The sequence below is a fragment of the Flavobacterium sp. H122 genome (assembly GCF_004959765.1).
Lineage (GTDB): Bacteria > Bacteroidota > Bacteroidia > Flavobacteriales > Flavobacteriaceae > Flavobacterium.
The window spans coordinates 115807-130419 of sequence record NZ_SJZD01000005.1; the positions used below are offsets into that span (position 1 = coordinate 115807).

Sequence of the window (14613 nt, forward strand, 5' to 3'; positions counted from 1 at the left end):
ATATTAAATAGGCAATTTTATTTTAATTTCAAAAAATATGTATTTATTTTTGGTGGCTCCAAAGGTAATACATTCTTAAGAAGAAAAAAGAAAAATATGACACAAGAATTTATAGATGTTTTAGTAATAGGCGCCGGTCCTTCAGGATGCGTTTCAGCTTCTTATCTCCATAACAACAACGTAAAAGTCAAGGTGGTTGAAAAAACTAAATTCCCCCGTCTTGTTGTAGGTGAAAGCCTTATTCCCAGAGTTATGGACCATTTTTACGAAGCAGGCCTGTTTCATGCTTTGGACGCAATGAATTTTGAGAAAAAATTAGGGGCCCGTTTTATCCGTGGCGAGGAAATTTGTGTTTTTGATTTCAGCAATAAATTTTCGGAAGGCTGGGACTGGACATGGCAGGTACCCAGAGCAGATTTTGACAATACTTTGGCTCAGGAAGTAATCAGAAAAGGAATTGATCTGGAATTTGAAAGTGAAGTTCTTGCTGTAGAATTCAATGGAAGTGATTCTATCACTACGGTAAAAGACAAAGACGGCAATCTGAAAGAAATCCATGCCAAATTTATTATAGACTCAAGCGGCTACGGCAGGGTTTTACCAAGATTACTTGATTTAGACACTCCTTCGAAATTAGACCCCCATTCTTCAATATTTACACATGTAAAAGATATTAACAGACCGGAAGGAGAAGAAGGCACACTTATTTCATTCGACATATTAGAAACCGAAGTATGGCTATGGGTTATTCCTTTCTCAAACGGAAATACCAGCTTAGGAGTTGTAGGCCCAACTAGTTTTATAAATTCACTGTCCACAAACAAGGACAACGCTGAGGCTTTAAAAAATGCAATTCAGCTTTCTGATTATTATATTAAGCGTTTTGGAGGGGTTGAATTTCTGTTTGAACCGGTAAAACTGGAAAACTATTCACGTTCAGTTAAAAAAATGTACGGTGACGGATTTGCATTAACGGGAAACAGCTCAGAATTTTTGGATCCTGTTTTTTCCTCAGGAGTTGCTTTTGCTACTGAATCAGGAATGCTTTCGGCTAAATTAATACACCGTCAGTTACAGGGAGAAAAAATTGACTGGGAAGTTGAATTTACTGAATACATGCGCAGCGGTATAGGTGTGTTTACAACTTATGTTAAAGAGTGGTACACCGGAAACTTACAGACTTTATTCTTCCACCAGCCGGAAAACCCGGATGTAAAAAGAAAAATTTGTGCTGTGTTAGCAGGTTATGTTTGGGATCAGGAAAATCCTTTTGTCAAAAAACATGACAATGTGATTAGAAATATGGCCCACATGCTGAATATGGAAAAAGAGCAGACAATAAAAAACCCATCTTTTTAAGATGGGTTTTTTATTGTAAATACATCAAAAGTATTACTTAACGTCTTTAGCTACAATTTTAGCCACAAAAGTCTTTGCAGTTTTAGCAAAACCTTCCCCAATTCTTGATTCGTTGCTAAAATTACTTCCCCATTGATCTCCGGGTGCATTTTCACTGAAAACTTCACCAAGAACATTCCCTTTATTTGCTGTTTCAACTAATTTAATACGGGTTGTAACTTTTGCCGGTTGTTTCATCATCGCAACATCCCATCCCGGGTAAATCCAAACAGCTTCCACAATTATTGTATATTTTGCGGAATTTAAACCTTCCTGAAATGAAATTCCGGTTTTTTCTTTTGTTGAAACTACATTTGCAATTTCCAAAAACTTAGGACTCCAGATTCCATCTTTAGCACCACTCCATTTCTTTTTCCAAACTTCACCGTTTCCTTTATTTTTTTCGTTAAGTTCTTTAGCTCTGTTTTCAATATACTGGGCTTCAGTCAAATTTTCTTTCATAAGTTGTAATTTACTGTAATCAAATACAACATTTACTTCGGTCTGACCTTTTAATGCTTTAAAGTCTCCTTTCTCAACTTTAATTTTTTGAGCAAAAGCAAAAGATGTTACAAACAGTAACGCTAAAACTGCAATTTTCTTCATTTTTTAATATTTAGTTAGTTCAAGTAATAAAAGTATTATTTTTTTTATGAATAATTAACAGCACTACAAAAAATAAATCCATAATGCCTATTTTTGCAGTCATAAATAATTCAATTATGTTAATTATAGGCATTGCAGGAGGAACAGGATCTGGCAAAACAACTGTTGTTCATCAAATAATGAACGAATTACCAGAAACTGAGGTAGGTATCATTTCACAGGATCATTATTACAAACAAACTAATGATTTAAGTTTGGACGAACGTACAAAAATCAATTTTGACCATCCCCGTTCTATTGATTTCGAACTTCTTGTACAGCATTTAAAAGATTTAAAAGAAGGAAAAGCTATCGATCAGCCTGTTTATTCATTTGTAAAACACAACCGTACCGGAGACACCATTCATACCTTACCACGTAAAGTAATGATAGTAGAAGGGATCTTGATTTTAACAAATCCTGAGCTTCGCGACATGTTTGATATTAAAATTTTTGTTCATGCCGATTCTGACGAAAGACTTATCCGTCGCTTAAAACGTGACATTGCTGAACGTGGACGTGACATGGAAGAAGTTTTAAACCGTTATCAAACTACTTTAAAACCTATGCACGAGCAATTTATCGAACCTTCAAAAGCACACGCAGATATTATCATTCCAAATGACAAATACAATACTGTGGCAATTGATGTGGTACGTGCCGTAATTAATCAGCGTATATCATAAATATTTATTATTTTTAAAAGCCTATTTCATTTTTAACAGGCAATTCCAAATAAGTACATGTAATTTTTAGTTTAAATGGTAAATCCACTCAAAAAAATAATTCAGGGAAAATCCTGGTTTCAAATTGTAAGTGACAAGTACTTTCTGGTTACTGCTTTTTTTATTGTTTGGATGTTATTTTTAGACAACTATTCTTATCTGGACCATCGTCTTTTAAACAAAGAGATAGAAGAATTGGAGGATAATAAGGAATATTACAAAGAAGAAATTGAAAAGGACAAAGAGCAGATCAAAAAACTCAAAAATCCTGCAGAAACAGAAAAATACGCGCGTGAAAAATATTATATGAAACGCGAAAACGAAGATATTTACATCATCGAATTTGAAGGAGATACTATACAATAGTATTCAGTTTACAGTTACAGTAAACAGTTTTACCAGCTATGAAAGACAAACTATTTAACGAATTCAACGCAGTGACTTCCAAGCAATGGAAGCAGCAAATTCAATACGAACTTAAAGGAGCCGATTACAACGAAACTTTAGTCTGGGAAAGTCCGGAAGGAATCAAAGTAAAGCCATTTTATCATATCGATGAAACAATTACTCCTTACAATGTTCCTTCAACGACACATGGTTTTAAAATAGTTCAAAACATCTTTGTTCATGATGTGGAGAAATCCATCAAAAGAGCATTGGAAACTTTAAACCGAGGCGCTGAAAGCATTCGTTTTACTATTGAAAACGAAGCTTTAGATGTTGAAAAACTTTTATCATCTATTCCTTCTGACGTTCAGGTATACATCAAACCTGTATTTTTAAAATCGGAGTTTGTTAAAAAAATTCAAACTGTCCGACCCGATACTATTATTGAATTAGATCCGATAGGTCAGTTGGTTAAAGACGGAAACTGGTTTTCAAATTTAGAATCAGATTTTAGTATTTTAAACCAATTGAACACTACAATAAGTGTAAATACCGAAACCTATCAAAATGCGGGTGCCAATATCGTACAACAATTAGCTTATACACTGGCTCATGTGAACGAATATTTCAACCGAGTTCAAAATATCAATTCACCCATAACCATAAATGCAGCTGTAGGCAGTAACTATTTCTTTGAAATAGCTAAGCTTCGTGCATTAAGGTTATTATTCAATATCTTAGCCAAAGAATACAATCACAATATTGATTGTCACATTATTGCTACACCTACTAAGCGTAATAAAACTTTATATGATTATAATGTAAACATGCTTCGTACCACAACCGAATGCATGAGTGCTGTTTTAGGAGGTGCTGATGCGGTTGCCAATTTAGCTTATGATGCCATTTACCACAAAGACAATGAATTTGGCGACCGTATTTCGCGTAACCAATTATTGGTTTTAAAAAATGAAAGCTATTTTGACAAGGTAAACAATCCTTCCGATGGTGCTTACTACATTGAAGAATTAACGCAGCAGTTAGCCGATAAAGCTTTGGCATTATTCAAAGACATTGAAAACAACGGAGGATTGATTACACAGTTAATTGAAGGCACAATTCAAAGAAAAATAAAAGAAAGCGCCGATAAAGAGCAGGAATTGTTTGACTCAGGCAAAGAAATTTTATTAGGAACCAACAAGTATCCCAATAAAAATGACCAAATGAAAAACGACTTGGAATTATATCCTTTTGTGAAGCAAAATCCGAGAAAAACTTTAATCACTCCAATAATAGAGAAACGTTTAGCAGAAAAAATGGAACAGGAAAGACTGCAAAATGAAATATAACATTATGAATAAAATAATTCTTATCGGTTGTTTTCTTGTCACTCAGTTTATGATGGGGCAAGTCTCACATATAACAAAAAATATTCTTTCTTATACTAAGGATGTTTTTCCTTATCAGGGAACCAGAATTATAAGTATTGATGAAGTTCATTCTCCGGACAAAGAAGAAAACGTGTATATTTTTTCTAAAATTGAAGCAAATAAGCAACCTGATTCTCTTTATTTTCAGCATTACAAGAATAAAAGCGGAAATTGGAAAAAAATTAAAAGCATCTCATTTTCTCATGATGGCTTTTTGAGTATTTGGAAAAGCAGAAAAGCTTTCATGGACAGCGATAAAAATAAAAGCATAGATGCATTGTTTATTTTTTCAAAACACAATAAAGACAAAGAGCAGGAATCTGTTCATTTATTACTCTGCAGTAATGAAGAGCTTTACTTTATTTCTGCCAAAAAAGAAGATAACTACCAAGAATTTACTTATTCGGATAATTTCAAAAATTTAAAAGAATCAATAAAATCAGATGTTATTAAGTATTGGAATGAGCTAGACAAGAAATAATGACAATCAATTATTTAAGAAACTCAATCAATTAAAACTTATCATTTTTGATAAAAACCAACCCCTTATGAAAAAACTGTTAACCATTCTATTGCTTACCTTATCTGTCAGTCTTTTTGCTCAAAAAAAGTTTGAAGCCACAAACAACCAGACAGGACAGACTACCAGTATTGCAGAAGGATCCCGAGTTAAAATAAACACTCTGAACCGTCAAAAGTTTGTAGGTGAGATGACCATCAAAAATGCGGAAACAATTTCTGTCAATGGCAATGATATAGCAATTTCAAACATCAGCAGTATTAAAAAATATCCAAAAGGCGGCCGCAAACTAAAAAACATTCTTTACGGAGTAGGTTCCGGACTAATTGTAGGTTCCGGAGTAGCGGGTTTGGCTAAAAACGGAAGTGCTTTTGCTCTTTTTACCGGTGGTTTGGGAACTGTTATTACAGGAGCATTGGTTAACAATAAAGACAAAGCATTGATCTATAGAAATTATACATTTAAAATTACAGAATAATATAAATTTTAAGAAAGTATTTAACTTTAAGTGAACTCACAATTTTCAAAATATCAAGAGTTGATTGTTGAAATTAAGAACCAGATTCTTAATTCCCAGCAAAAAGCCGTGTTCTCAGTAAATAAAGAATTGATTCTTTTATACTGGAATATCGGTAAGATGATATTTGAAAATCAGTCACTTTTAGAAGGAAGAAATAATTTTATCGAGCAGCTTTCAAAAGATATTAAAGCAGAATTCCCTTCAATTTCAGGTTTTTCGAGAAGTAATCTATTCAACATTAGAAAATTCTATAATTTTTACACAGGCAATTCCGTCCAACAAGCTGTTGGAATGGAAAAGCAAATTACAATCCAACAAGTTGTTGGACTGGAAGAATTAGTAGTAATTCCGTGGGGACATCATGTACTCATTTTAGAAAAAACAAACTCAAAAGAAGAAGCTTTTTTCTATATAAAAGAAACATGTAAAAATAATTGGAGCAGAGCTGTACTATCAATACAATTAAAACAAAAATTGTTTGAAAGACAAGGCAAAGCAATAACCAACTTTGATAAAACACTGGATTTCAATCAGGCACAATTAGCCAGCCAGCTTCTTAAAGATCCATATAATTTTGATTTCCTTACCTTTGAATCAAAAGTTCATGAGTTACAAATAGAAAAATCACTTACAGATAATATCACCAAATTTCTATTGGAATTAGGAAAAGGTTTTGCCTATATAGGACGACAATATCCAATTGAAATAAACAATAAATCTTATGCTTTAGACCTGCTTTTTTATCATGTAACATTAAGATGTTATGTTGTTATTGAATTAAAAGCGGTTGAATTTGAACCCGAATTTACTGGAAAACTCAACTTCTATTTATCAGCCGTTGATGATTTAGTAAAGACCGAAACAGACAATCCTTCCATTGGAATTTTGCTTTGCAATGGTAAAAACGGAATTGAAGTTGAATATGCATTAAGAGACATTAACAAACCTATAGGAGTCAGCGAATATACATTTACAGAAATATTACCAAAACAATTAGAAAAAAACATTCCCACTGTTGATGAATTTGAACAATTGTTAAAGAAAAATTCATGAGAAAAAACATTCAACATATTACATTAGAAAATTCCAAAATACAAAACACAAATTCCAAAGGTCATACTGAGCTTGTCGAAGAAAACTTGGAAATTGGAAATTTGAACTTGGAACCTAAATTCAATACCGCTGAAGGTATCGAAGTAAAATCAAATTACTCGAAATCAGATATTGAAGGCTTAGAACATTTAGAATTCGGTGCTGGATTTGCACCTAATTTACGTGGTCCTTATGCTACGATGTATGTCCGTCGCCCGTGGACAATCCGCCAATATGCAGGTTTCTCAACTGCCGAAGAAAGTAATGCTTTCTATCGCCGTAACCTTGCTGCTGGACAAAAAGGTTTATCCGTTGCATTTGACTTGGCTACACACCGTGGTTACGATTCAGATCACGAACGTGTGATAGGTGATGTGGGAAAAGCCGGTGTGGCAATCGACTCGGTAGAGGACATGAAAATCCTTTTCGATCAAATTCCGTTAGGCGAAATGTCGGTTTCCATGACCATGAACGGAGCCGTATTACCTATTATGGCATTTTACATTGTAGCTGCCGAAGAACAAGGAGTTTCTCCTAGTTTACTATCAGGAACTATCCAAAACGATATTTTAAAAGAGTTCATGGTACGTAATACGTACATTTACCCACCTACTCCTTCCATGAAAATTATTGCTGATATCTTTGAATATACGAGTAATTTCATGCCAAAATTCAATTCGATATCTATTTCTGGTTATCACATGCAGGAAGCAGGTGCAACCGCTGATATCGAATTAGCGTATACTTTAGCCGATGGATTGGAATACATCCGTACCGGTTTAGCTGCAGGAATGGACGTGGATACTTTTGCTCCTCGCCTTTCGTTTTTCTGGGCTATTGGAATGAACCATTTTATGGAAATTGCTAAGATGCGTGCAGGTCGTATGCTTTGGGCGAAATTACTAAAACAATTCAATCCAAAAGACGACAAATCATTAGCTTTACGAACGCACTGTCAAACTTCAGGTTGGAGTTTAACCGAGCAAGATCCTTTTAATAATGTAGCTCGTACAGCTATTGAAGCTGCTGCTGCTGCTTTTGGCGGAACACAATCGTTACACACCAATGCACTAGATGAAGCCATTGCATTACCAACCGATTTCTCGGCGCGTATTGCCCGTAATACTCAAATCTTTTTACAGGAAGAAACCAAAATCTGTAAAACGGTTGACCCTTGGGCTGGTAGTTATTATGTAGAAAGTTTGACTGCTGAAATCGCAGAAAAAGCTTGGGCTTTAATCGAAGAAGTAGAAGAACTGGGTGGAATGACCAAAGCGATTGAAGCGGGAATTCCAAAATTAAGAATTGAAGAAGCTGCAGCGCGTAAACAAGCCCGTATTGATAGCGGACAAGATATTATTGTTGGGGTTAACAAATACCGTTTAGAAAAAGAAGATCCGTTACATATCCTTGAAGTGGACAATCAAACCGTTCGCAAACAACAAATCGAGCGTTTAGACCACATCAAAGCAACCCGTGACAATGCCAAAGTACAGGAATGTTTAGCAAAACTAACCGCTTGTGCCAAAGGAGAACCGGGGAATTTATTAGATTTAGCAGTGGATGCCGCACGCAACAGAGCCACATTGGGCGAAATTAGTGATGCTTTGGAAACTGTTTTTGGAAGATACAAAGCACAAATTAGAAGTTTTAGTGGCGTGTATAGTAAAGAAATAAAAAATGACGAAAGCTTTGAAAAAGCCCGTCAATTAGCCGATGTCTTTGCCAAAAAAGAAGGCCGTCGTCCTCGTATTATGATTGCCAAAATGGGTCAGGACGGACACGATCGTGGCGCTAAAGTGGTTGCCACAGGTTATGCCGATGTAGGCTTTGACGTAGACATTGGACCTTTGTTCCAAACGCCTCAGGAAGCCGCTAAGCAAGCCGTTGAAAATGACGTACATATTTTAGGAGTTTCCTCTTTAGCTGCTGGACATAAAACATTGGTTCCTCAGGTAATTGAAGAGCTAAAAAAATACGGTCGTGAGGATATTATGGTGATTGTAGGGGGAGTTATCCCGGCACAAGATTACCAATTTCTTTTTGATTCAGGAGCTGTAGCGGTTTTTGGCCCTGGAACTAAAATTAGTGATGCGGCGATTACGATATTGGAAGTTTTATTGGAAGAATAACAGTTACAAATTATAAAACATTTTAAATTTTCAGAAATAAGGTAGTCTTTTAAAAGTCTACCTTTTTTTTCACTCCAATTGTTAATTATATTTCACTCATTCAAACCAAGAAACAAAAAGGTGCTTTAAAAATACTTATATGGATTTCGAATTTCATCAACCAAAAGAAACAATTCTAAAAAAGTACATCGATTATTACTACACCGGTAGCATTAATAAGTTTTATTTTGCCTATCCGCATTATAACAATCCGTTGGCTTTTATTAAAAACACAGAAGTTACTTTATCAAAATACGGTGTTGATCTCGAGAGCCATGAAAATTCGGTTTCAAAAGTTATTGTAGCCAAAAAAAATGTATTTCCTATCTATATAAATCCTAAAAATGACATTGAAGAATTCTGCATTGTCTTCAAACCTTTTGGATTAGCACAATTCACAAATAGCCTTTCAGTTAAAACAGAAACCCCTGTATTTATCTTAAAGGACTTCAAAGATTTTTATATCCAAAATCCTTCTTTCTTCGAACAAGAAACAGAAAATAAAATAAACTCAATCGATTCGTATCTGATTCAGAAATTAGCTGAGAAAAACCATCTCCAACATATTATTTCTAGCATTCATCATTATAACACTGAAAATCCAAAAATAACTGATATACTATCCCATGTACCGTTAAGCCTTAAAACGTATAATAGAGCTTTCCATATGAATTGTGGAGTTACCCCTGTTAAGTTCAAAAGAATTATTCAGTTTAGAAATGCCATAGAAAAAATCAAGAATAATGAAACAAATAAATTAAAAGAAATAGCAATGGATAGTGGGTATTATGATCAGGCAGCTTTCAATAATGAATTTAAAAAAATGAGTCATTTATTACCTAAAGATTTTTTCAAAGAAATAAACATCAACTTTCAAAACAACATATATTTCAAATATTAGTAATCCTACCAAATTTTTCTTCCTTTTTTAAATTTACTCTCACATCATAAAGAATTCAAAAATGTTAACGAATGTTAATGTCTTTTTTTTACAATTCTTTACTCTTTGCAAACTTTAGCTTTGATTCATAATTAATAAAATAAACAGTTATGAAACAAACTCTTTTAACAATTTGTATAAGCTTATACAATTTGATAGTATTCGCACAAAATATCGAAACTAAAAGCATCCTAAAAGATGTAGGTGACAAAAAAATTGTAGCCATTGGGGAAGACACTCATGGCACAAGAGAATTTCAGGTTATAAGACATTATATCTCCAAAGAATTGATTCTTAAAAAAGGATTCAACATGATTATCCTTGAAAACCCGAGTGATAATATGTTACAATTTAATAAAGATTTGCAAAAGACTTCAAACCTTGATTCTCTCATGAAAAAGCATTTGTTTTCGATTTATCAAACCAAAGAAATGAAAGATTTCTTTCTTTGGGTTAAACAACACAATGCAAATCATAAAAATAAAATTATTTTAAAAGGGTGTGACGACAGTAAACTTATAGCCATAGAAATGCTCAAAGAAAGTATAAAACAATATCAAAAAAATGAAGTAGTAGACAACTTGATCCAAGAACTATTAGATACACAATTACTCTCATATAGCGATTATTGTACAAAATACCATAAAACAGAAGACAAATCAAAAAATCGTCAGATATCATTTTTCGCTCAAATTTACGATTTAGTAATAAAAACAAAGGCAGTTATTAATTCCTCAAACATCTCAAACAGTACCATAAATGAATTAATAACAGAATTAGAGACAGTCAACTTACCATACAAAAAATGGTCTCAAGGTATATTTATTTCAAGAGATGAAATCATGGCTAACCGAGTTCTTTTTCATGCAACTGACCCTAAGAATAAAATTATAGTATTAGCCCATAATGCACATATTTCAAAAAAAGACATCATTGACAATGAAATAGGACTAATGGGCAAAAAAATTGAAGAAAAAATGTCAAATCAGTATTTTTCTCTTGGCTTACTTAGTGCTGATGGAAAATACTCATATATAGAAAATAGATTCATCAATAATGACACAGTTTATGATGATAAACTTTTAAGTGCTGATTTTTTAGATCTAAATCAAAACTCTTGGAATAGTGTATTAGCAAACAATGAATTGTATTGCAACAAATATAGCAACAAAGAATCCTTATCAAATTTACCCGAAGAGAAACGAAAAATAAGATTAGTAGGCTATGGAAAAGAGGAAAAAGATAAAGACTACTACGAAATTTCAAAACTATCCGATATTTATGATGCTGTCATTTTATTAAAAAACACATCGAATTCAAATAGCTTATAGGCCATTATTTTAATGACACCTGGCAGGTTTTTGAAACCTGTCAGGTGTAAAACCGAAAAAGAGCATAATAACACCAGCAGAAATGTTGGTTTTTTTTATTTTTCCAGAATACTTTTGAGTCTTACCAAACAAAGAAGCTATATTAAAATTAATTTAATCTATTACTATTTCTGCTAAGTTTTCATTTTGTTTTACTTTCCCTAATTGAATGGTTTGCAATTTCTTTTCAATTTTACCATTCTTATTGATATAAACCTCAACCATTACTGTTGTTGGTCCATTTTCACTTAAACTATTTTCTCCATAAAAATTGGTTTTGATTTGAAATTTGCCCTTTACTGCATTACGAAGTAAATATTGCTCTGGCCCATACCCTTGCGTAAAATCTTTGGAAAATTTTGCCCCAATTTCGGTACCAGTATGGCCATAATAACATTCTTCATTTGTTGGTTCAATAACATGCAAATCAATATCTGTATCCATTAAATTCCAATTCAAAATAATTCTAACCGCAACTGGCATTTTATTCAAATATTTTTTATCCAATTTATTTGTATCAATGGATGGATGTGCTGAAATTATCCTGTTTATATCCATCAAAATAATATCTTCCACTCCTTCATATTGACCACTCATATTTCCAAAATAGTTCACCTGAAGCGCTTTCAATAATTCATTAAAACCTGCTTGATATTGTTTATTATCTTCTAAACTTAAACCAAGATCACGGTGACTTTGTGGCTCAAATGGTCTCCATTTCACAACTTGGTTTGCAGTAAAAAGTGCATCTTCATAAGCTTCCCATTGACGTAGCTGATACGTTAATGACTTATATAATTGATGATTTTCCAGACCTAAATCAGCTATATTACTCAAAATTAGTAATGCCTTTTGCTTATCTCCAATACTATAAAAATAGTTAGCCACATCAAAATAGAAACTAGGATTATTTAGTTGCTCATCCCTTAACTGCATGTAAACTGCATATTTTTTATCTATTGGAGCCCCATCAATTGCCTTTAGGTAAATTCTATCTGGATTCCATGAATTGACTTTGATATTTACCATTTGTTCACGACCATAATCAAATACTCCACTTAAAGAATCTCTTAAAACTACGCCTGAGGAAACACCAATTGCTGCATTATTTGAAATTTGAATACCCGCTACGCTTCCTGACAATGGTTGGACAACATTATTGGAATCATTTTCTTCTAGAGATTTAGCAGAAACTGACTCTGTTGAATAACTCACAGACCGCTCTCTTCTAACACCTACAGCGGTTACGACAACTTCACTTAATTGAGCGCTATTATCAACTAAACTTACATTATAAACACTGGCATTACCTAAAGTGATCTCTTTAGATTCCATTCCCATAAAAGAAAACTCTAACTTCTCCCCTACATTTGCGTTTATAGAATATGTTCCGTCAAATGCCGTACTTACTCCTCTGGTTGTCCCCTTTACAACCACATTAGCACCTGGCAACGGACCTGAAGAATCAGAAACAACACCCGTAATTGTACCATTAGCCACCCCACTTGAAGTAACACTTCCAACGCCTCTATTTCTATCTGTGTTTGTATTGATTACCTTTTTGGGTTTTATAACTTTCTTTGGTTTAGGAATCTCATACTTTATATTTTTATTCCACCATGAAGTAATTGAATTATGATATTCTTCAATATTATCCCAATTATCTTTTTGCTCTGCTAATCTATTTTCCCTTTGTTGTTTTATAATTTTATCATATTCATCTCTCAATTCTACTGGAGGCAAAATATCATATAGAATATAATCGTTGATATCTTCTAAAACGATCAAAGAGGTATTTTGAGTTATGATACCGTATTTTTTGCCCAAATTTTCTATTTCGTCAGCATTTTCTTTATACTGGATTTCGAGATTGGCAATTTTCTTTTGCGCCCAAAGTTTTTCAATACTAACTTCATTGGATAAATTGTTTTTTGCATCAATAATTACTTTTTTTTCTAAAACTGGATTACTGTCATAACCAAAAAGTAAAGTCATTTCGTTTTGTGGCTTTAACGAAATTCCGGAAATACTAAAGCTGCCTGAAACTGGTGAACCAATCATTGGATATATTTCAGTTACTAAATAGTTTTCCTTTATTCCTAAAAATTTTAAATTTTGGTACATCAGTTTTTCTAAAGCTTTATCAATATCCAACGTATTCAAATTGATAAAACTTCCGGCACTTTTCATTGAATTGTAATTCATAAAAGCATAATCAGCTGATGCCAATGAAGTAATTGTATAAACCGGTTTACTTATTTTTCCTAATTCATTACTACTAAGAGATGAAAGTCCATCAGTAAAAAATAAATACTCATCATGAATTGGTAATTTAATTTTTGAGAAACGTGTTCCCCCGTCATAAACAATATGTTCTAACTTTTCTTTCAATAACTCCCAATTACCGTTCGAAATATCATAAGTTCCTGCTTTTTCAAAATCATAAGACAATAAATATAAAGTCACTTTTGTATTTTGCAATTTTTTAAAATAATTATCCAAAAGATTCAATTCTTTTTTCAAATCACGATTCTTACAACTTAATGAATTGTCCCAGATTAAACCTATCGTATTAGCATTCTTTTTAAGCCTTTTCTCATTCTCCACAACCATATTGGAATAAAAATAATGCTGATTGTTAACAGACTGCACTACCACACTTGGAATTTCCTGTTGAATGGGAATTTTAATGATAAATTTTTCAGATGGCTGATAATTTTCTTTTTTAATCGATGTTTGATAGGATTGATTCCAACTTATTTCGTTAGATTTTTCAATACTATTATCATTAATTGTTGGAACTGAAACCGCTCCGACTATAGTAATATTCAATTCAAATTTTTCCAATTTTCTGGAATAACTACTTACCAATTGATATGCTAAATTAGTTTTATCAAAACTTGCCAGTTCCTCTTCATAACCAATAATCACAATTCTTTCTTTATTAGGAAGTATAGGGTAAATTCTTGTTTTAAAATTATTCCCTTCTACTTTTTCAAGTAATCCTGGATCAACTCGGCGATGAATTACAGCCTCAAAAACTTGTTTCCCTTTATTTTTATTTACAGGAACTGCTTCTCTCATTTTATTGTTAATATCAATTGCATAACGGGAAACAGAAACACCTTCAGGTAACGGGAACAATAATTCTGCTTCCATTTGTCTATTACTACTATTTGTAAAATGCATTTCTGCGGTTGTATAGGCAATATTTCCAACAATCTTGACATTAACCAATAATTGGCTCATCTTTACTTGAAGTGAATCTCCTTCTTTTATATGTAATTGTGGACTTTGTGCTTTGGTAATGAAACCAGATAAAAACAACAAAATAAATAGCGCTTTTTTCATATTATTAAATTTTGGGCGTTACAAATAAACTCCTTTTCTTATATAGAGGGAAATTTTTATTAAA

The 14613-nt window shown here is 33.0% G+C and carries 12 protein-coding genes; 10 read left to right on the forward strand and 2 right to left on the reverse strand.

Features of this window, described 5'->3' with window-relative positions:
• Positions 1-96 precede the first annotated feature (96 nt).
• Positions 97-1359: an NAD(P)/FAD-dependent oxidoreductase gene (locus tag EZM65_RS09175; protein WP_136668258.1), complete on the forward strand. Its 1263-nt coding sequence runs from the start codon at positions 97-99 to the stop codon at positions 1357-1359.
• A 33-nt stretch (positions 1360-1392) separates the two neighbouring features.
• Here EZM65_RS09175 and EZM65_RS09180 read toward each other — a convergent pair whose 3' ends face one another.
• Positions 1393-2004 carry a hypothetical protein gene (locus EZM65_RS09180; RefSeq protein WP_136668259.1) on the reverse strand — a complete coding sequence of 204 codons (612 nt, stop codon included), beginning with the start codon at positions 2002-2004 and terminating at the stop codon, positions 1393-1395.
• 116 nt (positions 2005-2120) lie between these two features.
• Here EZM65_RS09180 and udk point away from each other — a divergent pair, with 116 nt between their 5' ends.
• The 9 genes from udk to EZM65_RS09225 all read left to right on the forward strand — a co-directional run bounded on the left by udk (position 2121) and on the right by EZM65_RS09225 (position 11159).
• Positions 2121-2729: a uridine kinase gene (gene udk, locus EZM65_RS09185; RefSeq protein ID WP_136668260.1), complete on the forward strand. Its 609-nt coding sequence runs from the start codon at positions 2121-2123 to the stop codon at positions 2727-2729.
• Positions 2730-2804: 75 nt separating this feature from the next.
• The gene (locus tag EZM65_RS09190; RefSeq protein ID WP_136668261.1) at positions 2805-3134 is read left to right on the forward strand and encodes a septum formation initiator family protein; all 330 of its coding nucleotides are present in this window, start codon (positions 2805-2807) and stop codon (positions 3132-3134) included.
• A gap of 38 nt (positions 3135-3172) precedes the next feature.
• Positions 3173-4504 (forward strand): methylmalonyl-CoA mutase subunit beta, encoded by a 1332-nt coding sequence (locus EZM65_RS09195; RefSeq protein ID WP_136668262.1) that lies wholly within the window; start codon positions 3173-3175, stop codon positions 4502-4504.
• A 4-nt stretch (positions 4505-4508) separates the two neighbouring features.
• Positions 4509-5066 (forward strand): hypothetical protein, encoded by a 558-nt coding sequence (locus EZM65_RS09200; protein ID WP_136668263.1) that lies wholly within the window; start codon positions 4509-4511, stop codon positions 5064-5066.
• A gap of 67 nt (positions 5067-5133) precedes the next feature.
• Positions 5134-5583: a hypothetical protein gene (locus tag EZM65_RS09205; RefSeq protein WP_136668264.1), complete on the forward strand. Its 450-nt coding sequence runs from the start codon at positions 5134-5136 to the stop codon at positions 5581-5583.
• Positions 5584-5643: 60 nt separating this feature from the next.
• Positions 5644-6678 (forward strand): YhcG family protein, encoded by a 1035-nt coding sequence (locus EZM65_RS09210; RefSeq protein WP_211196207.1) that lies wholly within the window; start codon positions 5644-5646, stop codon positions 6676-6678.
• The gene (gene scpA, locus EZM65_RS09215) at positions 6675-8849 is read left to right on the forward strand and encodes a methylmalonyl-CoA mutase (protein ID WP_136668266.1); all 2175 of its coding nucleotides are present in this window, start codon (positions 6675-6677) and stop codon (positions 8847-8849) included. Before EZM65_RS09210 ends, scpA begins: the two co-directional genes overlap by 4 nt.
• A gap of 139 nt (positions 8850-8988) precedes the next feature.
• Positions 8989-9789: a helix-turn-helix domain-containing protein gene (locus EZM65_RS09220; protein WP_136668267.1), complete on the forward strand. Its 801-nt coding sequence runs from the start codon at positions 8989-8991 to the stop codon at positions 9787-9789.
• Positions 9790-9938: 149 nt separating this feature from the next.
• On the forward strand, positions 9939-11159 hold the full coding sequence (locus EZM65_RS09225; RefSeq protein WP_136668268.1) for an erythromycin esterase family protein: 1221 nt from the start codon (positions 9939-9941) through the stop codon (positions 11157-11159).
• A 153-nt stretch (positions 11160-11312) separates the two neighbouring features.
• Here the strand turns inward: EZM65_RS09225 and EZM65_RS09230 are convergent, their stop codons facing one another.
• The gene (locus tag EZM65_RS09230) at positions 11313-14549 is read right to left on the reverse strand and encodes a VIT domain-containing protein (RefSeq protein ID WP_136668269.1); all 3237 of its coding nucleotides are present in this window, start codon (positions 14547-14549) and stop codon (positions 11313-11315) included.
• Between the last annotated feature and the right edge of the window lie 64 nt (positions 14550-14613).

Bases quoted from the DNA above. Each gene is read 5' to 3' on its own strand.
- EZM65_RS09180 (WP_136668259.1), bottom strand. From the start codon at position 2,004: ATGAAGAAAATTGCAGTTTTAGCGTTACTGTTTGTAACATCTTTTGCT.
- EZM65_RS09205 (WP_136668264.1), top strand. From the start codon at position 5,134: ATGAAAAAACTGTTAACCATTCTATTGCTTACCTTATCTGTCAGTCTT.
- EZM65_RS09225 (WP_136668268.1), top strand. From the start codon at position 9,939: ATGAAACAAACTCTTTTAACAATTTGTATAAGCTTATACAATTTGATA.
- scpA (WP_136668266.1), top strand. From the start codon at position 6,675: ATGAGAAAAAACATTCAACATATTACATTAGAAAATTCCAAAATACAA.
- EZM65_RS09220 (WP_136668267.1), top strand. From the start codon at position 8,989: ATGGATTTCGAATTTCATCAACCAAAAGAAACAATTCTAAAAAAGTAC.
- udk (WP_136668260.1), top strand. From the start codon at position 2,121: ATGTTAATTATAGGCATTGCAGGAGGAACAGGATCTGGCAAAACAACT.
- EZM65_RS09200 (WP_136668263.1), top strand. From the start codon at position 4,509: ATGAATAAAATAATTCTTATCGGTTGTTTTCTTGTCACTCAGTTTATG.
- EZM65_RS09190 (WP_136668261.1), top strand. From the start codon at position 2,805: ATGGTAAATCCACTCAAAAAAATAATTCAGGGAAAATCCTGGTTTCAA.
- EZM65_RS09230 (WP_136668269.1), bottom strand. From the start codon at position 14,549: ATGAAAAAAGCGCTATTTATTTTGTTGTTTTTATCTGGTTTCATTACC.
- EZM65_RS09195 (WP_136668262.1), top strand. From the start codon at position 3,173: ATGAAAGACAAACTATTTAACGAATTCAACGCAGTGACTTCCAAGCAA.
- EZM65_RS09175 (WP_136668258.1), top strand. From the start codon at position 97: ATGACACAAGAATTTATAGATGTTTTAGTAATAGGCGCCGGTCCTTCA.